Source organism: Bacillus sp. N12A5, from assembly GCF_026790125.1.
Lineage (GTDB): Bacteria > Bacillota > Bacilli > Bacillales > Bacillaceae > Bacillus.
In genome coordinates, this window is record NZ_JALAMR010000007.1 from 260,154 (window position 1) to 281,186 (window position 21,033).

The window sequence follows — 21,033 nt, forward strand, 5'->3', positions numbered from 1 at the left end:
CCCCCAAAAGTCCAAAGACTTTCAAGAAACATCCATGCTCTTTACAAAGTAACTTCAATCTCATCCATGCTGGGCAGTGCATCAATGGCTCCAATTTTAGTGCACACAACGGCTCCTACCTTATTGGCAAACGCCACAATTTCACGCAGCTTCTCAAAATCAGCTTCTACTGATTGAATGTGATCCGTGTTTGCCAATTGATATAAAGCCGCACCGACAAAAGCATCTCCCGCTCCTGTTGAGTCGATTGATGTAACCGGAATGCTCGGAATGATTTCATGGTCTTTCCCATTCGAAAGAAGAGTCCCGCTTTTCCCAAGTGTCACAGCGACAATGTTGGCCCCGATCTCATGAAGGATCGCAACGCCCTTTTCATGATTCTTCACACCGCTGATAATCTCAAGCTCCTCGTCACTGACTTTCACAAAATCACTTACAGCGATCGCTTTTTTTGCGACACTTACAAACTCTGAGACCCTTCCCTTCCATAAATCTTCACGATAGTTAGGATCAAACGAAATAAACTGCCCATTGTGTTTCGCAATCGACATAAGCCGTAAATAGGCTGAGCAAAACGGATCTGATAACAGTGCCGTTGCAGAGCCGAAATGAAGGATTTTCGCTTCGTTTAGTTTTTCCTGGTCAATGTCCTCCAGCGTAAACAAAGCGTCCGCGCCTCTATTAAAAACAAAGTCGCGCTCTCCATTTTGCTTTAATGAAACAAAAGCAAGCGTTGTAGGCGCTTTCTCATCCATGACCAGCATAGAGGTATCAACGTGTACAGCGTCTAATGTTTGCTTTAGAAAATACCCAAACGGATCCTTGCCTACTTTTCCGCTGAAAGCAGCTTGTCCGCCCAGCTTGGCAATGGCTGCTGACACATTCGCCGGTGCACCGCCGGCACTTTTTAAGAAATGGCGCCCTTCCATTAAATCAACATCAACATCGGTACAAAAGAAATCAATTAACAATTCTCCAATACAAATAACAGAATAACTACGCATATTATCACACTCATTTATAAAGTCTAGATTACAGTCTCAGTATATTACTTTCTGCCATAAATACAACATTGAATATTAAAAATTTTACATATATTTATTTTGCAGACTTTTTCTCCTGCTCTGAAATGATATGCTTATATCTCTTTTCAGTTAAAGGATAGAAGGCGATGAGAATAATAGAAAGCAAAATGAAAAATCCCGGAATCAAAGCATTCATGTTTTTAATCGCATTCAATGACGTAACTGTCTGGTCTGCATTCGCTACATATCCTGCGATTCCTAAATAGATGGCCGAAAATGACCCGGCTAACGCAACGCCCAGCTTATTGATAAAGCTCATGCTCGAAATCACTACTCCGTCGGCACGAACCCCTGTCTTCCATTCCGCATAATCGACACAATCGGCAACCATCCCCCAAGCAAGTGTGTTTAAAGGCGTTGTGAAAAATCCTGAAACGAAAAGCCAAATGAAAATGAGTGTAATGGAAGAATACGGCGTAAAATGCAGGCCGGCATAAGAAATAAGCGATAGAGCTGCCGTGATGATCATGACTTGTTTTCTGCCCCACTTCTCAGAAAAGTAAGGGATAAACAGATTGCTGATCAGTGCTGCTCCGAAAAATAAAACCGTACCCAAAAACACGAACTCTTTATGGTTTACGTTATACGTAAAATAGTACACCATCGTGCTGAGCTTAATATTAAACCCGATCGCAAAAGCCAAAAATGATGAAATTAACATAAGCAAGGGCTTGTTTCGGAATAAAACGGATAACGTCTTTTTGATCCCTTGTTTTTTTCTCTTTTTAGGCTGAATCCGCTCCCGTACAGTAAAGAAACTAAATAAATTCAAAATAATGCTGACCGCCGCATAGATAAGCGCTGTCATCTGAAACCCAAACGCCTGATTCTCTCCTCCGATAGCAGTTGCAAGCGGTGTCGCACAAGAAATAGATAAAAGAATGCCGATATACACCAAAATCATCCGGGTTGTGGTCAGAACCGTCCGCTCCTCCACAGAATTCGTCATCCGCCCCGTTAAGCTGTTCACCGGGATTGTTTGCATACTAAAGGACATCCCAAGCAGAATATAGGTGACGTACGCATATACCATATTCCCGGTCTCACCGAAATGAGGCGTCGTGAAACATAAGAATGTAAATAACGCAAAAGGAAATGCCACCCACAGCAAATATGGCCTTGCTTTTCCCCACCTTGTATTCGTTTTGTCTAAAATCAACCCCATGATCGGGTCAAAAATAGCATCCAGCACCCGCACAACAAGAAACAAAGTTGCGATCACTGCAGGCTGAATGCCGCCGACGTCTGTATAATAAAATAATAGGTATGCGTTTACAAACTGAAAGATAATATTATACGACATATCGCCGAATCCATAGCCGATTCGTTCAAACCAGGACAGGCCGGTGCTGGATTTTGACTGTTGCTTCACTTTCATTGCCGTTACTTTTTCTGTTTCAATCATCATTTCCCACCCCAAGAATCCGTTTTCATTTCCAGTAAACAAGAGGGAGAATACAAAGATCCTCCCTGTTCACTCAGCGATTTGGATACACCATCACTTTTAAACATTCATTCTTAAATTGAAGCGCCCGCTCCATCGCCTCTTGTGTCTGCTCCAGTGAATATTGGTCCGTTACAAGATGCTTCGTGTCCACAATGCCGGAAGCGAGAAACTCGATTCCCTTTGGATACGTATTGGCATAACGGAAGATCCCGTAGATATCAATTTCATTGTCCGCAATAAACGGCACATTGAGCGGAATCTCATTCTGAGAAGGCAAACCGACAATCGCCAGTTTTCCGCCCCGGCGCACAGAAGCCAGTGCGGTTTGCAATGCCGCTGGATTCCCCGCTGTTTCCCAAGCAACATCAACGCCTCTTTCATTTGTGATCGTCTTAATCTCTTCAAGCGCATCCTGTTCACGAATATGAATAATATGAGTCGCTCCCATTTTTTTCGCAGCCTCTAACCGCAGCGGCTCTAAGTCGGTCACGATAATTGTGCCTGCCCCAAATGCTTTAGCTGCGGCAACAGCCATTAACCCAACAGGGCCCATCCCCATAATCGCAATCGTTGATCCGGGCTGAAGCTTCGTTCTCGCCGCTGCATGAATGCCGACAGAAAACGGCTCAATCAAAGCCGCATCTTCATAGGAAAGTGAGTCTGGAATCAAAAAAACAAAGTCCTGACGCATTTTGATATATTGAACAAACGCACCGTCTACCGGCGGTGTAGCCAAAAACTGTACATCCGGACAAAGGTTATAGCGCCCTTCCTTGCACGCCTCACAGCGTCCGCACGTGACACCCGGCTCAACAGCGACGCGGTCTCCCACCTTGAATCGATCGACAGACGATCCGACAGCTGCAATTTCACCCGCACATTCATGGCCCAGGATAAATGGTTTTTCCACAACATAGTTGCCAATTCTGCCATTTGTATAGTAATGCAGATCCGATCCGCAAATTCCGACAGCCATCACCTTAATCAACACTTCATCATGGTTGATGTCAGGCACAGGCACTGTTTCAATTTTGATCTCTCTTGTGTTGTGCATAACAGCCGCTTTCATGTTTTGAGGTACTGTGTGTGTCATTTGGCAAATTCCTTTCTTCAGAAAATAAAATGTAAGTGCATACATTTTTGTTTTCTCTATTACTGCCCCCATTTTATCTGCTTTTCAAGACGTTCAACAGCCTTTTCTGCTGTATAAAAGGACAGCGGCACTGTCCTTTTATTTTTTCATATACAAAAAACGCTGGATTGATAAAATAGTACTAATAGGAGGTGCAGGCTTATGGCTGAACTTGAAAACCGGAAACAATTTGCACAACTGCTGGCACCTGGCGTAAAATCGCTCAAGCTCCATCCTGATTATAAAGTCAGAAGGAAAAAGAACGAAAAAACAGGACAGTCTTATATAGATAAAATCGCACTCCAGCTGGGTGTCTCCTCTAACACGATCAAAAGCTGGATCGGACAGATGGGGATAAACTACATTCCCGGAAGAATTGACGACGGAAAACTGTTCGGGATGATCTGGATCATTCTCGAAAAGACCGACTTGGATATCGAGTGGTTGACCAACCTGCTGGAAACCACCACCATCCCTGTTATCAAACCCGCATTGCCTGTATGGGCAGCGTCTTGTTTGAAAAAAGCGAAAACGCTGAGAAAAGACGGACCATTCGGATCTCCAAGTGAAGATGAAATTGAAAAAGTAGTAAAACGGCTGTTTCCTAATAAACCAAGCCAAGAAACGAATGCGCTTACAGAACAGCCTATCACGCATAACCTACCGTCACGCTGGTCCGGACACTTTATCGGACGCAGCTTTGATATGGAAGCGATACGGCAATGGATGCTTTCTCCGTCACCAGTCTGTTTAATCACCGGCTGGGCTGGTATGGGTAAAACCACAATCGCTCTTGAAGCCGCCTATTCCTGTGTCGACGATACTTCAGATTGGCCGGCGTTCAACAGTATCATTTGGGTCAGCGCTGATTGGAAAGGATTGAGCTTTAGCGATTTTTTAAATACGATCGCCTATCAGCTCGGACGCACAGAACAAATCGATAAATCAATCAATGAAAAACGATTCGTCGTCCGCAATGCGTTAGCTAATTACACTAGAGAAAAACCGATCCTGCTGATCGTTGACAGCATTGATACTGCAGAACGTGACATTCATGAATTTATCACCAGCCTTCCGCAAGGCGTGAAAGTTCTCCTCACAGCGCGGGAAAACGTAAAGCAAACCTATCGGGAAAGCTTCGGAGAAATGACAGCTATTCAGCTGAGCGGCCTTGACCAAACAGATGCTTTGGATTTTTTTCAGCAAGAAGTGCACCGATGCTTACAAACATGCAACATTCAAAATAAACGGGAAAAGCTGGAGCAGCTGTTACACCTATCACCTGACTTGAAGAACGAATTCATTTCAGCGACTGCCGGAAACCCGAAAGCCATGGCACTCAGCATCGCCTATATGTCAGACGATGACATTCCCGCTCAGCAGCTGATTCATGAGCTTGGAAAAGCAGGCTACTCACTGCTGGAATTGTTTGAATTCCTCTTTGGCCGCACCTGGGACAGATGCAATGAAGATACACGAAAGCTATGGCAGACGCTTTGCTTTTTCAGCAAGCCGCCAGATGAGAAAAGCCTGGCGGCAGCAGCCGGATTAGACGCCCGCCGTTTTCATTACGCTATGGAGCAAATGCGGTCATATGCGCTGATTCAGCCAGAACGAAGCGAAGGCAGGACGCAATACTTAGCGCACCAAACCGTTGTCGCTTACGGAGAACAGCACTTGTCCGAACAGCACGAATATGAAAAAGAAGCCCGCAGCCGCTGGGCGCACTATTATATTGAGTATGCCGAAACCCATTTAAAGCGGGAACAGCCCAACTCCATCTATTGGAGCTATCTGCTGGGACGGAACTTAGACCAAATGAAACAAGAATGGCCAAACATCTTAAAGGTCATCCAATGGGCAAGTAAAACCGATCAAAAAGAAATCCTAATCGAACTCATCACCCGCATCAGCCATTTTCTCAGCAGAATCAACCTGCCCCTGCGTATCGAATACGGATGCAAAGCCGCCGACGCCGCCCGTCAATCAGGCGAACACACGCGGGAAGCTTACTTTCGGATCGACACGGCAGGCTGGGCACTGATGGAAGTCAATGATTTAGACGGGGCCTTACAGCAAATTGAAGCTGGCTTGAAGATTCTGGAACAATCAGACGCGGCAGAGCACGACGTTCACGATCTAAAGGTTTGGGGACTCGCACTGCAATCAAGGCTGTTTTTAAAAGCCGGGCAACAGGAAAAAGCAGAAGCAATTTTAAACGAAATCGAAGATCAACCGATTTCTCCTACGATTCAACACAGGGTTCTACTGGTTCGCGGTGACTTAAGCTTTGCGAGAGGTCATGATGAAGAAGCCATTCAATTATACGAAACGGCAAATGAAATTAGCTCCACGTACGGCGGCGAAAAAACGATAGAAGCCTATTTCAATCTGGGTGTCGCTTACGTGAAGTGTGGTCGGTTTGGGAAAGCGGAAGAAGCCTTTGAGCAGATGCTTTATGATAAACATAACGCGAATCAGGTTGAGCTGATCTATTATTATTATGGGATGGCGCAGTTGTTGTACCGTAAAGGAGAGAAAACGAAAGCGATAGAATCTAATCAAAAGGCGATTCGTTTGATTGATTCGTGGGAGCCTGCGATTGGGATTCGGGGAGAGGTGGAGCAGCTGAGAATGGTGCTTGAAGGAAATAGTTAAAAAACATCGTCGTAACATATAGGGTGAATTATGGGAACAAATGAATTTATTGCTTTACCTTATAAACAAAAAATCACCAATTATTATCGCAGACCGATAAGAAACCCTTTCTAATAGAATGTATTTATGCATTTAAATTAAATAAACGATCAAACTCTAGTATTATAAGAGTTCTTACCGTTTGATTTTCATTTTCTAAAAATACTCCAGCTCTAAAAAAGACTATGGTCATTTTAGAGCTGGGATAGTTACTTGCCTATTTCTAAAATACACATTTTGCGATTGATTTTTATACAGCAGTTATAAAATTACTTATCTTTCTTTACAATTCTTATGAGCGTTCGTGTCCTTTTCTCCCCATATAAGATTCTCAATAAATTATAGAGAGTATAATAATCCCATTTATTTAAACTTTCCCGGATTAAAAAGAAATTCAAAAGAAAAATTTCATTTAACACAGAACAATATAAATGAAAGAATTCATCATTATTTACAATTGTTTCTTCATGAAGATTAGAAAAATACTCAACGCTCATTACAGGTAAACTTTTTGATTTAGAATGAACTATCCCACTTAGCCGTTTATAAAGAGTTAAATTTCGCTCAACCGAATTATAATATTCTTTATAATCACTTTTATCTAAGCAATATTGTAAATCATTGATAAACTTCCTTTTAGTTTCCACAAATCGGAAATCTAAAGGGTCAAATGATATAGAGGAATTATTATTTAACATAAATTCTCTTTCTCTTTCCAACACAAATTTATAGTTTGCTTCTTGTGCAGACCTTAGTAGCAATAAGGCACTTCTACATTGTCCTGTAAAAAGAGCATATATTGATTCGAGGAGTAATGAAAAAGACATGTTGAATTCTGAACCGAAGTAGTTTCGTGTCTCGATTTTATTTTTAAAATAATTAATCGAAAAGATATACCCAAAAATTTTTTTTATTTTATTTTCATTAGTTAACAAAAATTGTTGCTTAATACCGTCTAGTTTTTTCATTTTTTCAAACTCTCGCTGAAAAATATCCTCCAACCTCATCAATTTCCATTACTTCCTTTGTTAACAGAATTAAACCAACCTATAACATCATCTTCTAAACTAGTTGAAGACTTTTTTTCTTTAGGGATACTATTATGGTTGTTTAAATCTTTTTCTTCGAGATACAATATAATTAGTTTTATAGACGCTGATATCCTAAAAGAATCATACTCTTTAGATACATCCTTTAATAGTCGTGAAGCTAGATAAGGTCTAGCTTTAAACAAATAACTATTGTACTTTTTTTTGAAAACATTTATTAAGAAATCTTCTAAATCTTTGTTTTTCGAAAATACTTCTCTACTCGAAATCAACTCATATAGTAGCCCCAGATACAAACTTTTAGTTTGCTGGAGAGTAAATTTGTTTTTATTTATTACACTTAGCTCTTGTTTAAAATCTCTCTTACTGTCAACTGTTTTCATATACTCCCTCCAAAGATGATATTTTCCCTGTTATTTCTGAGACAACTCTTGTAACTGAGTTTTTTAGAGTATCATGTTTACTCCCACTTTCATCATATAAAGAAAATTTCAAAGGAACTGATGAATGATAAGGTATTTCTGTTTCAAAGAAAGACTGTGGTATTTTCTTTTGAAGTCTTTCTTTTAATTTACTCGCAATAGTCATATCGTGTGTTAAAGTAAATAAAACTCCTAGAGATTCAATATGTTTACGACCTAAATCTCTTCTATACATGGTATACATTTTATATATTCCAGACTTTTTCTCATAAAATGTAGATTTAACTAAATTCTCTAGTAATCCAATACCCACACTTGAAAATAAATCAATTTTACTTGGGATTATGTAATAGTCAGAAGCAAATAAACTTGCTTGAGTTAAAATAGTCCAGTTAGGGGGACAATCAATAATTATATAATCATAATCCTTTCTTAATTCATATGTTTCGAAATGATCCTCTAAAACATTATGTTTCCCACTGGTATCTCCGTACAAAGACTCAAACAAATCTAAATCTCCAGGAATTAAATCTAAACTATTTTTTATATTATAAATTAGAGACGGATTTTCTAATGGATTAACTAAACCTTCTTGAGTAAACAACGTTCGTACTGTCATTCCTCTTTCCTTTAATCTATTATATATTAACTGAGACGATATTTCTTTTCTATAATTTTCATCTTGATTTAGATCATCATCTTGATCTCTATTTTCATCTTGACCTGAACTCGGGCTTATTTCTTCATCATAGGTCTCATTAAGTTCAGTGAGAACCTCCTCTAGCATTGTAGCCTCTATTTTTTTGGGGTGATGCCTAAACTGGTGGTTTAGCAAAGCTTGTGTAGCATTAAACTGAGGATCCATGTCAATTACTAACACATCATGTTCCTCTCGTGAAAGAGCATCTGCAACATTTATAGCTGTAGAAGTTTTTCCTACTCCTCCTTTTAAGTTGATAAAAGAAATAACCTTGGCTTTATGAGTACCCATCTTCCCACTCCTATTTTTTACAATTATGTATTAATCATAAATTATTTCCTAATATCAAATAATCCAAATATAAGTAAAGCAAAAGAGAAATAAACTATATTATATTTAAAAAGGGCTACTGTCTAAAGAAGATTTTGGTTTACAGAGGGAATTTTGTGATTATTTTATATTTTCCCCTAAATATATTAATTGCTTTGTTTCATGATGAATTTGCTTGTTCATACCGCTTGTTGGCTTACTGTAATAATTAATTCAAACCATATTACCCCTAATATGGAAGAAAAGACTTCCCAACAGTTCAAAGAACTCATGGAAAGCCTCTAATTCATCCGTTATATTCAGGAAAGAAGTTTGCCTTTTTTTATTTCTAGTAGGCAATAATTACATCATGCCGCCCATACCGCCCATGCCGCCCATGTCAGGCATTCCGCCGCCAGCGTTTTCTTCTGGCTTGTCAGCGACAACGGCTTCAGTTGTTAAGAACATTGCAGCTACAGACGCAGCGTTTTGAAGAGCTGAGCGTGTAACTTTCGTTGGGTCAACGATACCTTTTTCGATCATGTTTACCCATTCGCCAGTTGCAGCGTTGAAGCCTACGCCGATTTCTTCGTTTTTGAGGCGCTCAACGATGACAGATCCTTCAAGACCAGCATTGTGTGCGATTTGACGGATTGGCTCTTCAAGCGCGCGAAGCACGATGTTGATACCTGTTTGAGCATCGCCTTCAGCTTCAACTGCAGCGACTTTGTTATATACGTTTACAAGCGCTGTACCACCACCGGATACGATGCCTTCTTCAACAGCTGCGCGAGTTGAGTTCAGGGCGTCTTCGATGCGAAGTTTACGCTCTTTCAGTTCAGTTTCAGTCGCAGCGCCGACTTTGATGACAGCTACGCCGCCAGCAAGTTTAGCAAGACGCTCTTGTAATTTTTCTCTGTCGAATTCAGAAGTTGTTTCTTCCACTTGAGCGCGGATTTGAGTCACGCGGGCAGAAATTTTGTCTGTTTCGCCAGCGCCTTCAACGATTGTTGTGTTTTCTTTAGTAACGACAACTTTAGAAGCGCGTCCCAATTGAGCGATTTGAGTAGATTTCAGGTCAAGGCCAAGATCTTCTGTGATGACTTCTCCGCCAGTAAGGACAGCGATGTCTTCAAGCATTGCTTTACGGCGGTCACCGAAGCCAGGAGCTTTAACAGCCACTGCGTTGAATGTGCCGCGAAGTTTGTTCACAACAAGTGTAGCAAGTGCTTCGCCTTCAACATCCTCAGCGATCAGAAGCAATGGTTTGCCTTGCTGAACAACCTGCTCAAGCACAGGAAGGATTTCTTGAATGTTTGTGATTTTTTTGTCTGTGATTAAGATGTAAGGATTGTCAAGAACCGCTTCCATCTTATCAGAGTCAGTTACCATGTAAGGAGACGCATATCCGCGGTCGAATTGCATACCTTCAACAACTTCAAGCTCAGTTGTGAAGCCTTTAGACTCTTCGATTGTGATAACGCCGTCGTTTCCTACGCGCTCCATTGCTTCAGCGATAAGGCTTCCGACTTCCTCATCAGCCGCAGAGATCGCAGCAACCTGAGCGATAGACTCTTTTCCTTCGATTGGCTTAGAAATTTCTTTTAAGTTTTCGATCGCAACCGATACAGCTTGTTCCATCCCTTTACGCACGCCTACAGGGTTAGCGCCTGCTGTTACGTTTTTAAGGCCTTCACGGATCATTGCTTGCGCAAGAACTGTTGCAGTTGTTGTACCGTCACCGGCAACGTCGTTTGTTTTGCTGGCTACTTCAGCAACAAGCTTAGCACCCATGTTTTCAAACGCGTCTTCCAGCTCGATTTCTTTAGCGATTGTTACACCGTCATTTGTGATTAACGGAGAACCGAATTTTTTCTCTAGAACCACGTTGCGTCCTTTTGGTCCTAAAGTTACTTTAACAGCATCAGCAAGTGCATCGACACCGCGAAGCATTGCGCGGCGAGCTTCTTCACTAAACTTAATTTCTTTTGCCATGTTTACAAGACCTCCTCAAATGTTTTAAATATTGTTTATTTAAGAATTAGCCGATAACAGCTAAAATGTCGCTTTCACGTAAGATTAAGTATTCAGTACCTTCGTATTTCACTTCAGTACCTGCGTATTTTGAGAAGATAATGCGGTCGCCCTCTTTTACTTCTAAAGCAACGCGCTCTCCGCTTTCTAACACGCGACCTGAACCAGCTGCCACGATTTTGCCTTCTTGCGGTTTTTCTTTTGCAGAATCCGGCAACACAATTCCGCTGGCAGTTTTTTCTTCAGATTCTACGAGTTCAATGACAACGCGATCACCTAATGGCTTTAACAATGTAATAACCTCCTCAATAGTATGAATATGTAATTTTAGCACTCAGCACTAAAGAGTGCTAACACAATTCTTATAATAAAGAATCTCCCTTCCAATTTCAAGTGATAAGATAAAAAATTTTTCACGCTTACATCATTCTTTTCCGCTCCCTTTTCCGTTAGCTTTTTCACCCCCGTACCGATTATGTTACAATAGCTGTAGATGAACGAAACCCACTTAACAAAGGAGTACATACCATTTGAGAAAACAGTATTGGTTTATTATTTTGACATATATCATCATGCAGTTTTCCGCATTAATCGCGATTCCCTTGTTATTTAAATTCGGTTATGCCGGAGGACAGCCTACAAATGAAAATATGCTGCATGCACAAGGATTATGGTCCGTCATCAGCTTTATCGCCTGTCTCGTTGTTGTTCTGCTGATTCTGAGAACCGTTCCGAAAGAAACGCTGCGAAACGGACAGAAGGACTCAATCGGACTTTCTATCCTTTGGGCGATAGCCGGTTTTTTCATTGCCCTTTTCTCTCAAGGAATAGCAGGCTCTATTGAATATTATGTTTTTGGCATCGGAAGAGAATCAGAAAATACACAAGCGATTCTGGATGTCATTCAGGCAGTCCCGCTCATGATTATCGTTTCTTCCATCGTCGGGCCTATATTAGAAGAAATCATCTTCAGAAAAATCATTTTTGGGACGCTGTACGAAAAAACGAATTTCTTTTTCGCAGGACTGATCAGCTCGGTTATTTTCGGTATTGTTCACGCTGATTTGAAGCATCTTCTTCTATATACAGCGATGGGCTTTACCTTTGCATTTTTATATGCGAGAACAAAACGGATATGGGTGCCGATTTTCGCCCATTTAATGATGAATACATTCGTCGTCATCATGCAGCTTGAGCCTGTTCGGAATTACCTTGAACAGCAGAGCACACAAATGCAATTGATTATTGGAGGATTATTTTTATGAGAAACCCGGTAGTTTGGGGAATGATCTACTTTGCCGTAGGATGCATCTTTACTTATCTTGCCGCAAGCTCGCCAGGCAGCATGTGGTCGTTTTACTCCATCCTGCTGATGGTGTTCGCCGCTTACAACATCAGCATTTCTTTTAAGATGTTCGCCTTTTCATTTAAAATCAAAAAGAACCAAAAATAAAGAAAATCCATTTCTGAATGAGAAATGGATTCAAATTAAATCCTAAAACGGCTTTCGTTTTAGGATTTTGTCATTTTCAGCGTGATTGAAAACCCTTGAAGTCTAGGAAAGGCGAGCATTGGAGCGGAGCGAATGTTTTCATTCGTGAGCACCAACGCACAGGCTTGACAACGAATGCAGGGGTTTGTCAATACGCTGAATCCATTTCTCGCAAGAGAAATGGATTTTTTATTATTGCCCCGAAGACACATCCTGATCGGCTGTACTGCTTTTCTGCGCTTTCCGATAGGCGGCCTTCGATATCAGAATACTGATTTCATATAAAATCAAAAGCGGGACTGTAACCATCATATGGGACAGAAGCTCAGGCGGTGTAATCAGGGCTGCGATCACCAAGAGCGTAAAATACGCATACTTTCTGATTTTCGCCAAGAACATCGGTGTCACAATTCCGAGCCTAGTCAAAAACATGAGGATGACCGGCATTTGAAACAGCAGTCCAAACGGAATCGTCAGCTGCAGCAGAAAATGAAAATATTCATTAATTCCGATCACCTGATTGACATTCAAGTCCTGAGAGATCCGCTTCATAAAATCAACAACAAAAGGAAATAAAATATAATATGAAAAAGATAAGCCCGCTAAAAACAGCAAAATAGAGATCGGAATGTAGCTGAGCGTTACTTTGCGCTCTTTCTCATAGAGGCCCGGGCTCACAAAAGCCCAAAGCTGATAAAGAATAACCGGCGAGGTCAGGACAATGCCGATGATAAACGCAAACTGCATAAACACATAAAGCGGGTCTGTCAGGTTAAACGCGTTAAGCGTAAGCTGCTTCGCTTCATCTGTTTCTTGCAGATACACAATAATCGGCTTCGCTAAAAAGAATCCCGCGATAAAGAAAACGACAAACGCCAGCGCTACAATCAGCAACCGTTTTCGAAGCTCAGCAATATGCTCCAGCAGCGACATTTGATTCACTTTCATTCGAGTCATCCTAACTTACTGATCTTCTTTCTTTTTTTCCTCTTCATCACTCGTTAATCCTTTAGTAGCGTTTTTGAATTCACGAAGTGTGTCTCCCGCAGCTTTCCCCAGTTCAGGCAGCTTTTTAGGGCCGAAGATAATCAGAGCAACGATTGCGATAACAGCAAGGCTTCCAGGACCGATCGGCATATGTGGGCTCCTCCTTTCCCTCTATTCGATTTCCTCTAAAACTGAATAATGCTTCAAGAAATAAACCAGTGACTGAAGCTCAACTGCTAAATCTATATGATGAATTCGAATGTGTTCCGGCACATTCAAACGGGCCGGCGTAAAATTAAGAATGCCCTTGATTCCTAACGCGACCAATCTGTCTGTAATCGATTGAGCGGCAACTGCTGGCACTGTAAGAATGGCAACTGATTCATCTTTCACGTGTTGTTCAAGGTCATCAAGGTTATAGACGGGCACGCCGCCTACCTCAGTTCCTATTTTACTCTCATTTATATCAAAAGCCATAGAAATTTTTGTGTTATTATTTTTTGTGAAATTGTAGTGAAGAAATGCCGTTCCCAAGTTCCCGACACCGATCAAGATGACGTCTGTCATCTCATCCTGATCAAGGGTTTTTCGGAAAAAAGACAGCAAATAATCCACATTATATCCGTATCCTTTTTTGCCAAGAGCTCCAAAATAGGAAAAATCCCTCCGAATCGTGGCAGAATCAACCTTTACGGCATCACTGAGTTCAGCGGATGATACACGCTGTTTTCCTGACGCATGCAGATTCTTTAAAAAGCGATAGTAAAGCGGCAGCCGTTTTGCCGTCGCCTGCGGAATTTTTGATTGATCCTTATTCATTTTTGGTCCTCCAAATTATACTCGGATAGTTCTCTTTTGAAATCACCGTTTTTCCCGCCTGTCTTCTCCAGCAAGAAAGTAGGGCCGATGACCATTCCCTTATCAAGGGCCTTGCACATATCGTAAACGGTAAGAGCGCACACCGATGCAGAAGTGAGCGCTTCCATTTCCACACCTGTACTCCCTTTCGTTTTGACCTGTGCTTTTATATGAAGTATAACTTCTGCTTCTTTTATTTTCCAGTCAAACGATATATCTACCCCGCTCAATGAAAGCGGATGGCACATCGGAATGATATTCGACGTTTGCTTTGCGGCCATAATGCCTGCCACCTGTGCGACAGCCAGTACATCTCCTTTGCCGATATCGTGACTCTGTATTTTCTCGTACACCTCATTCTTCATGTGTACGCTTGAAACAGCCGCCGCAGTACGGACAGTCGAAGATTTTTCGCTAATATCCACCATCTGGGCTCTGCCCTGTTCATTAAAATGAGAAAATCCATTCATATTAAAACGCTCCTTAAACAGATCATACACTATTTTCTTCTCTATGTCTTATATGGCCAATGTATTGTTTGCTGACTTCTGGTTCATAAGCTACACTTAACTTATTATAGCAGAGGTGAAATAATATGATGATCTTACAAATTAATCAGCTGTCCAAATCATTTGGTGCTGATACTATTTTAAACAATATAAAGCTGGAAGTCAGAAATCGTGATCGCATCGCCATTGTCGGAAGAAATGGCGCGGGAAAATCCACGCTTCTTAAAATTATCGCAGGCCAGCTTTCGTATGAAAAGGGCGAAATCATTAAACCGAAAGATATTACAATGGGATATCTTGCCCAGCATACGGGCTTGGATTCTAAGCTTACCATAAAAGAAGAGCTGCTGACCGTTTTTGACCACTTAAAAGCAATGGAAAAAGAGATGCGGGCTATGGAAGAAAACATGGCGGCAGCTGATCCCGGTGAATTGGAAAGCATCATGAAAACCTACGACCGGCTTCAGCAGGAATTCAAGGATAAAGGAGGCTACCAATATGAAGCGGATGTCAGATCTGTTCTTCACGGCCTCGGCTTCAGCCATTTTGACGATTCAACACAGGTGCAAAGCCTCAGCGGAGGCCAGAAAACAAGGCTGGCCCTGGGGAAGCTTCTATTAACACAGCCTGATTTGCTCATTCTCGATGAGCCGACAAACCATCTGGATATTGATACGCTAACCTGGCTAGAACATTATTTGCAAGGCTATTCAGGCGCCATTCTCATCGTATCGCATGACCGTTACTTTTTGGACAAAGTGGTGAACCAAGTATACGAAGTTTCCAGAGCCGAAAGCAAAAGGTATCACGGCAACTACAGCGCTTATCTCGACCAAAAAGCCGCGCAGTATGAAAAAGATCTGAAAATGTATGAAAAGCAGCAGGATGAAATCGCAAAGCTTCAGGACTTCGTGGATCGAAATTTGGCGAGAGCCTCTACCACAAAAAGAGCGCAAAGCCGCCGAAAGCAGCTTGAACGAATGGAAGTCATGTCAAAACCGCTCGGCGATGAAAAATCCGCAAGCTTTCATTTTGATATTACAAAACAGAGCGGAAATGAGGTCCTACGCGTTCAGGATCTCACAATCAGCTATGAAAACCAGCCGCCGCTTTTAACAGAGGTATCGTTCATGCTCACAAGAGGAGAAAGCGCTGCGCTTGTCGGCCCTAACGGAATCGGTAAATCGACATTGCTGAAAACATTAATGGACACCCTAAAGCCAGATCAGGGAACAATTTCTTACGGCTCAAATGTCAGTGTCGGCTACTATGACCAGGAGCAGGCTGAGTTAACTTCTTCTAAGCGTGTCCTTGATGAGCTGTGGGATGAGTACCCCGGTCTTCCTGAGAAAGAAATCAGAACTTGTCTCGGAAATTTCTTATTCTCCGGAGATGATGTACTGAAACCCGTCCATTCATTGAGCGGGGGCGAAAAAGCAAGATTGGCCCTTGCTAAGCTGATGCTTCAAAAAGCCAATTTTCTTATCCTTGATGAACCGACAAACCATCTGGACTTGGACAGCAAGGAAGTTCTCGAAAACGCGCTGATTGATTATCCAGGCACACTGTTATTTGTCTCACATGACAGATATTTTATTAACAGAATCGCCACAAGAGTATTGGAGCTTTCTCCAAACCATATAGAGGAGTATCTGGGAGATTACGATTATTATACCGAGAAAAAAGCAGAGCAGTTGGAATTGGAGAAAATGAATCAGCAAGAGGAAACTGAAAAAACGCCAGCTGCGGTAAAGTCCGACTCCAAACGTTCATATGAAGAAGAAAAAGAATGGAAAAAGAAAGAACGCCAACGACTCCGGCGGATTGAAGAAATAGAAGCCGCTGTTCAAACCATTGAAGAAAACATCAGTCACAACGATGAATTGCTATGTGACCCTGAAGTCTATCAAGACCATGAAAAGGTACAAGCCATCCATGCAGACAACGAGAAACTCAATCTGGAGCTGGAATCTCTTTTGTCCGAATGGGAAGAACTATCCACAGAAGAAGCTTAAAAAAGTCAAGCACCTCTTTTTTAGAGGTGCTTTTTATCCACAGAAAATAACCTTACAAGCAAACAAAGTAAGCGCTTTATGCACATTATCCACAAAATATTCTGAATTTATCCACTTTACTAACAGTGTCTTCAGTCCTTTATCCATCTATGTCTCCATAATTATTCACAGATGTGTGGATAAATTGTGAATTATCTGTTAATAACAGATAAAAAGTCTCACGCCATTATGTCGTGAGACTTTGATAAGAAGTCAATTCAAGGCCAGGCTGGCCGTTCATATCATAGGCACCGCGAATGCCCTTCTCAAAAGCAATTGTGCCAGCAGCAGCGATCATCGCAGCATTATCAGTACATAACGCTAACGGAGGAATGACAAGCTTAATCTCTTCATGCTGGGCAAATTCCTTTTCTAATGCAGCTCTGAGGCCTTTGTTAGCAGCTACTCCTCCGGCTAATAGGACCTGTTTAACACCATATTCCTTTGCCGCACGCGCTGTTTTGGTCACTAAGACATCAATCACGCTATTTTGAAAGCTTGCAGATAAATCTTCAGGAGCAATCTCTTGCCCTTTTTGAGACGCATTATGAAGCGTATTGATTACCGCAGACTTCAACCCGCTGAAGCTGAAATTGTAAGAGCCTTCTTCGAGCCATGCGCGAGGAAGCGGAATATTGTCATTCCCTTTTTCAGCTAGCTTGTCAATTTGCGGTCCACCCGGATACGGCAGTCCCATTGTCCGCGCCACTTTGTCGTAAGCCTCACCTGCAGCATCATCAAGCGTTTCCCCAATGACTTCAAATGATCCATGTTCCCTCATATACACCAATTCTGTATGGCCTCCTGAAACGACCAATGCCAGTGCCGGAAACACGATTTCTTCTACCAAACGATTCGCATAGATATGACCGGCTATATGATGGACGCCAACTAACGGAATATTATGCGCAAAGCTCAATGCTTTAGCAGCGTTCACTCCGATAAGAAGTGCCCCCACCAGTCCCGGCCCTTCGGTTACTGCAATCGCGTCAATATCACTATACGTCATATCAGCTTTACGAAACGCCTCTTCTATAACCAAAGTGATTTGCTCAACATGATGTCTGGAAGCAATTTCCGGAACAACGCCTCCGAAGCGCTTATGGCTTTCAATTTGAGAGGCCACTACGTTCGAAATGATTTCTTTCCCGTTTTTTACGATAGCTGCCGCTGTCTCGTCACAGCTTGTTTCAATCCCTAATATGTAAATTGCTTTTTGCTCACTCATTTATCGTCACCCACATAATTAACGCATCTTCCCCGTTATCAGTATAATAGTTCTTTCTAATTCCGCCGGGCTGCATCCCGAACTTTTTATATAAGCCTTGAGCAGGATGATTAGAAACCCTTACTTCAAGCGAAAGCCGCCTTGCGTCTTTTTCTTTGCATAATTCAATCGCTGAGCGAAAAAGCGTTTCTCCTAAAGACTGGCCGCGATACTCCGGTTTTATCGCTATATTTGTAATTTGGGCATCGTCCATTACGATCCAAATCCCGCAATACCCAGCAACATGGCCGTCCTTTTCAATCACGAGATAATGAGCATACGGATTTTCCAGCAGCTCATGATAAAACGAATCCTTCGTCCAAGGAGACGTAAAGGAGGATGTTTCAATTTCGTATACGTGATCAATATCATCAAGCCGCATGTTTCTGACCGCTGCTTTTGTTTTCATCCTATCACCCTACTTTTGACTTTCAATCCATTTCGCTTCAGCTTCTGCCAGCCGCAAGTAATCCGGGACAAGCCCGTGAACATCAGCTACTTCCTTTTCGGCGCCTAAAAAAGCCAATTCTGAAGGACGCGGGTTATTCTGAGCAGCAGCTCCAATAATTCCGTTTGTCCCAAGCTCTTCCTCTATCATCTGCCTGTGAATAGAAGTATCATGACCTAAAAACAAAACAGGGCGATCCTTTTCTTTTAGCATGTCCAGCCATTCTGCCAGCATCACATTTTGATCATGAACCACTTGCTCCAAAAGCCCGTTCTTGTATTCATAAAGACCTGTATACACCTGTCCCCGTCTTGCATCAAAGATAGGGCTGATCAGACCGTCGAAATGCCGCCCATTTGCCGCAAGTGCCTCAAGGCTTGAGACAGCAGCAATCGGAATGTGTAAAGACCAGGCAAGCGTTTTAGCGAGCGTCACACCTATTCTTACTCCTGTGTATGAACCAGGACCTTTTGCAACGACAATTTTAGAAAGATCCTGCGGTGTCATATCACAATCATTCAGCAATGAATGAACAGCTGGCATCGCTCTTACCGAATGGTTTTTTTTCAAGTATGTAACGTATTCTGCTATGACGGTGTCTCCTCGAAGCAGCGCAATGCCCAATGTATAATTTGATGTATCAATTGCTAATATTGTCATGTCTACTTATCTCCTCACAAAGCATTTCATACCGGTTCCCGACAGCAGTAAAGGTGATTTCACGCTCATCATCACCAGCTCTTTTGATGACAATTTGCAGTCGCTCCTGCGGCAGCTGTTCTTCAATTAAATGGGCCCATTCAACGAGACAGACACCTTGTCCGTGAAAATATTCATCAAGTCCCAAATCTTCACTTTCGTCTTCCATTCTATACACATCCATATGATATAGAGGAAACACGCCATCGTTATATTCTTTTATAATCGTAAAAGTCGGACTGTTAACAACACGCGTAATTCCAAGTCCTTCCGCAAAACCTTTTGTAAAAGTCGTTTTTCCAGCACCTAAATCGCCCTCTAATGTCAGGACGTCTCCCGGTTTAGCAAACGATGCTGTCAGCTTAGCAATCGCTTTTGTTTCTTCAGGATTTACAGTTCTCCACTTTAATTGCTTCACACGAGTCACCTGTCTTATTTAAAATGATTATATCCTTTTTTCTCTAAAATCATTGATGTTTGATCTGTTTTTAGGATCACGTTTGATTCCGTTTTTTCCCTGACATGGCCAATCTTTGTAATGGGCAGTTGACGTATTTCACACTCCTGCTTCAACACTTCCCACTCCTCCTGTGAAACCGTCCCAGTCAACTCAAAATCCTCTCCGCCAAACAAAGCCCAATCTTTCCAGTTGGGATGAAGCCTAGGTAAATCAGAATGAATTGGTAGCATGCTTTCATCAATTTCAATTGAAACACAGCTGGCTTCAGCAATCTCATTCAGTTCACTAGCTAAGCCGTCACTGATATCATTTAAAGCTGCACGCTGAACATTCGAACATAATCTGCCGACACTTACTCTTGGCTGAGGTCGTTTATGCCTGTTGATAAAGCAATCCGTGTCAATAGCAGAGTTTTGAGGATGAGTCTCCTCTAATAATAAAGAAAGTCCTGCTGCAGATGAACCGATTTCACCGGTTACAAACACAACATCATTCGGTCTTGCCAGACTGCGCAAACAGGCACGTCCCTTTTCAACTTCACCGATTACAGTGACTGTCACGACTAATTTGTCAGAGGTAGAGACTGTATCACCGCCAATTAGATCCATCTGATATAGTTTCGCCAGTTCATTCATTCCTTCATACATCGCCTTGATTTCGGATGCCGTCCATTTTGAAGGTACCGCAATTGATACCAAATAAAATTTCGGAATGCCTCCCATCGCGGCAATATCACTTATATTAACGGCTAACGCCTTATACCCGATATCTTCAGGTGAGGAATAGTGTAATTTGAAGTGCACGTCTTCTACCATAGTATCAACACAAACAATTTCCTGAACGCCGTGTTTCGCAGTGTAGAGCGCTGCATCATCACCTATTCCTACATCAACGGAAGAATGGTGAATGGTCCGCGGAGTAATGCTATGTATCAAATCAAATTCATCCATGAACCAAAACCTCCTTTCAACCTACTTACGCCTATATTGCTCTTCCTAGTGTATCGAATTTTGCTGAAATATCCAAGATGCTGCCGATATAAAGAAAGCTTGGCTATGACACCAAGCAGAAAATACAGTAAAAGAAAACACAAAAAAAACGAAAACATGATCGTTTCGTTTACAATAATGGCGGTCCGGACGGGACTCGAACCCGCGACCTCCTGCGTGACAGGCAGGCATTCTAACCAACTGAACTACCGGACCATATTTGTATAAAATGATTTTGGTTGCACCCTTTGGGCACTCCTTATTTCATTTATATATTTGGTTGCGGGGGCAGGATTTGAACCTGCGACCTTCGGGTTATGAGCCCGACGAGCTACCGAACTGCTCCACCCCGCGATGATATAATTTAAGATAAAAGCTTGGCGGCGTCCTACTCT

21 protein-coding genes and 2 tRNA genes are annotated in these 21,033 nt (G+C 42.0%); 4 read left to right on the forward strand and 19 right to left on the reverse strand.

Features of this window, described 5'->3' with window-relative positions; translation table 11 throughout:
* Positions 1–41 precede the first annotated feature (41 nt).
* From MOC09_RS09265 to gutB, 3 genes are all read right to left on the reverse strand, one after another.
* Positions 42–1,004, reverse strand: a complete 963-nt coding sequence (locus MOC09_RS09265; RefSeq protein WP_268362772.1) for a carbohydrate kinase family protein — start codon at positions 1,002–1,004, stop codon at positions 42–44.
* Between the two features lie 94 nt (positions 1,005–1,098).
* Positions 1,099–2,490: an MFS transporter gene (locus MOC09_RS09270; RefSeq protein ID WP_268362769.1), complete on the reverse strand. Its 1,392-nt coding sequence runs from the start codon at positions 2,488–2,490 to the stop codon at positions 1,099–1,101.
* Positions 2,491–2,563: 73 nt separating this feature from the next.
* Positions 2,564–3,625 (reverse strand): sorbitol dehydrogenase, encoded by a 1,062-nt coding sequence (gene gutB, locus MOC09_RS09275; protein WP_268370318.1) that lies wholly within the window; start codon positions 3,623–3,625, stop codon positions 2,564–2,566.
* A gap of 201 nt (positions 3,626–3,826) precedes the next feature.
* Between gutB and MOC09_RS09280 the strand changes: the two genes are divergently transcribed.
* On the forward strand, positions 3,827–6,322 hold the full coding sequence (locus MOC09_RS09280) for a tetratricopeptide repeat protein (protein WP_268370320.1): 2,496 nt from the start codon (positions 3,827–3,829) through the stop codon (positions 6,320–6,322).
* Positions 6,323–6,630: 308 nt separating this feature from the next.
* Here MOC09_RS09280 and MOC09_RS09285 read toward each other — a convergent pair whose 3' ends face one another.
* From MOC09_RS09285 to groES, 5 genes are all read right to left on the reverse strand, one after another.
* Positions 6,631–7,329 carry a hypothetical protein gene (locus tag MOC09_RS09285; protein ID WP_268370322.1) on the reverse strand — a complete coding sequence of 233 codons (699 nt, stop codon included), beginning with the start codon at positions 7,327–7,329 and terminating at the stop codon, positions 6,631–6,633.
* Between the two features lie 38 nt (positions 7,330–7,367).
* The gene (locus MOC09_RS09290; protein ID WP_109566746.1) at positions 7,368–7,793 is read right to left on the reverse strand and encodes a hypothetical protein; all 426 of its coding nucleotides are present in this window, start codon (positions 7,791–7,793) and stop codon (positions 7,368–7,370) included.
* Entirely contained in the window at positions 7,780–8,823 is a 1,044-nt protein-coding gene (locus MOC09_RS09295; protein WP_166854060.1) for a ParA family protein, read from the reverse strand. Before MOC09_RS09295 ends, MOC09_RS09290 begins: the two co-directional genes overlap by 14 nt.
* Positions 8,824–9,204: 381 nt before the next feature.
* Complete coding sequence (groL, locus tag MOC09_RS09300; RefSeq protein WP_021481338.1) at positions 9,205–10,836, reverse strand: chaperonin GroEL; 1,632 nt, start codon at positions 10,834–10,836, stop codon at positions 9,205–9,207.
* Positions 10,837–10,882: 46 nt separating this feature from the next.
* Complete coding sequence (gene groES / locus MOC09_RS09305) at positions 10,883–11,167, reverse strand: co-chaperone GroES (protein WP_003155970.1); 285 nt, start codon at positions 11,165–11,167, stop codon at positions 10,883–10,885.
* A 238-nt stretch (positions 11,168–11,405) separates the two neighbouring features.
* Here groES and MOC09_RS09310 point away from each other — a divergent pair, with 238 nt between their 5' ends.
* Together MOC09_RS09310 and MOC09_RS09315 are read left to right on the forward strand one after the other, a co-directional pair.
* On the forward strand, positions 11,406–12,140 hold the full coding sequence (locus tag MOC09_RS09310; RefSeq protein WP_071578129.1) for a CPBP family intramembrane glutamic endopeptidase: 735 nt from the start codon (positions 11,406–11,408) through the stop codon (positions 12,138–12,140).
* The gene (locus tag MOC09_RS09315) at positions 12,137–12,328 is read left to right on the forward strand and encodes a YdiK family protein (protein ID WP_003225680.1); all 192 of its coding nucleotides are present in this window, start codon (positions 12,137–12,139) and stop codon (positions 12,326–12,328) included. The genes MOC09_RS09310 and MOC09_RS09315 overlap by 4 nt, the downstream gene beginning before the upstream one ends.
* A 231-nt stretch (positions 12,329–12,559) precedes the next feature.
* On the opposite strand, the gene tatC is transcribed toward MOC09_RS09315, so the two are convergent.
* The 4 genes from tatC to moaC are packed head-to-tail and all read right to left on the reverse strand — an operon-like array spanning position 12,560 to position 14,682.
* Positions 12,560–13,324, reverse strand: coding sequence for a twin-arginine translocase subunit TatC (gene tatC, locus MOC09_RS09320; RefSeq protein ID WP_268358677.1), 765 nt, complete (start codon positions 13,322–13,324; stop codon positions 12,560–12,562).
* A 6-nt stretch (positions 13,325–13,330) separates the two neighbouring features.
* Positions 13,331–13,504 carry a sec-independent protein translocase protein TatAY gene (tatAY, locus tag MOC09_RS09325; protein ID WP_003234072.1) on the reverse strand — a complete coding sequence of 58 codons (174 nt, stop codon included), beginning with the start codon at positions 13,502–13,504 and terminating at the stop codon, positions 13,331–13,333.
* A 21-nt stretch (positions 13,505–13,525) separates the two neighbouring features.
* The gene (locus MOC09_RS09330; RefSeq protein WP_003234073.1) at positions 13,526–14,173 is read right to left on the reverse strand and encodes a redox-sensing transcriptional repressor Rex; all 648 of its coding nucleotides are present in this window, start codon (positions 14,171–14,173) and stop codon (positions 13,526–13,528) included.
* Positions 14,170–14,682, reverse strand: coding sequence for a cyclic pyranopterin monophosphate synthase MoaC (moaC, locus tag MOC09_RS09335; protein WP_003243499.1), 513 nt, complete (start codon positions 14,680–14,682; stop codon positions 14,170–14,172). The genes MOC09_RS09330 and moaC overlap by 4 nt, the downstream gene beginning before the upstream one ends.
* A 125-nt stretch (positions 14,683–14,807) precedes the next feature.
* Here moaC and MOC09_RS09340 point away from each other — a divergent pair, with 125 nt between their 5' ends.
* A complete protein-coding gene (locus MOC09_RS09340) occupies positions 14,808–16,736 on the forward strand; it encodes an ABC-F family ATP-binding cassette domain-containing protein (protein WP_268370330.1) in 1,929 nt (642 codons plus the stop codon).
* A 226-nt stretch (positions 16,737–16,962) separates the two neighbouring features.
* Here MOC09_RS09340 and tsaD read toward each other — a convergent pair whose 3' ends face one another.
* The 7 genes from tsaD to MOC09_RS09375 form a co-directional block, all read right to left on the reverse strand.
* Positions 16,963–18,003, reverse strand: a complete 1,041-nt coding sequence (gene tsaD / locus MOC09_RS09345; protein ID WP_268358681.1) for a tRNA (adenosine(37)-N6)-threonylcarbamoyltransferase complex transferase subunit TsaD — start codon at positions 18,001–18,003, stop codon at positions 16,963–16,965.
* Positions 17,996–18,451, reverse strand: coding sequence for a ribosomal protein S18-alanine N-acetyltransferase (rimI, locus tag MOC09_RS09350; protein WP_268358683.1), 456 nt, complete (start codon positions 18,449–18,451; stop codon positions 17,996–17,998). The genes tsaD and rimI overlap by 8 nt, the downstream gene beginning before the upstream one ends.
* Before the next feature lie 9 nt (positions 18,452–18,460).
* Positions 18,461–19,150 (reverse strand): tRNA (adenosine(37)-N6)-threonylcarbamoyltransferase complex dimerization subunit type 1 TsaB, encoded by a 690-nt coding sequence (tsaB, locus tag MOC09_RS09355; RefSeq protein ID WP_268370332.1) that lies wholly within the window; start codon positions 19,148–19,150, stop codon positions 18,461–18,463.
* On the reverse strand, positions 19,131–19,607 hold the full coding sequence (gene tsaE / locus MOC09_RS09360; RefSeq protein WP_268358688.1) for a tRNA (adenosine(37)-N6)-threonylcarbamoyltransferase complex ATPase subunit type 1 TsaE: 477 nt from the start codon (positions 19,605–19,607) through the stop codon (positions 19,131–19,133). Before tsaE ends, tsaB begins: the two co-directional genes overlap by 20 nt.
* A gap of 14 nt (positions 19,608–19,621) precedes the next feature.
* A complete protein-coding gene (thiL, locus tag MOC09_RS09365; RefSeq protein ID WP_268358690.1) occupies positions 19,622–20,599 on the reverse strand; it encodes a thiamine-phosphate kinase in 978 nt (325 codons plus the stop codon).
* A 178-nt stretch (positions 20,600–20,777) separates the two neighbouring features.
* Positions 20,778–20,854: transfer RNA gene (locus MOC09_RS09370), tRNA-Asp, on the reverse strand.
* Between the two features lie 61 nt (positions 20,855–20,915).
* Positions 20,916–20,992, reverse strand: a tRNA-Met gene (locus MOC09_RS09375).
* Positions 20,993–21,033 lie beyond the last annotated feature (41 nt).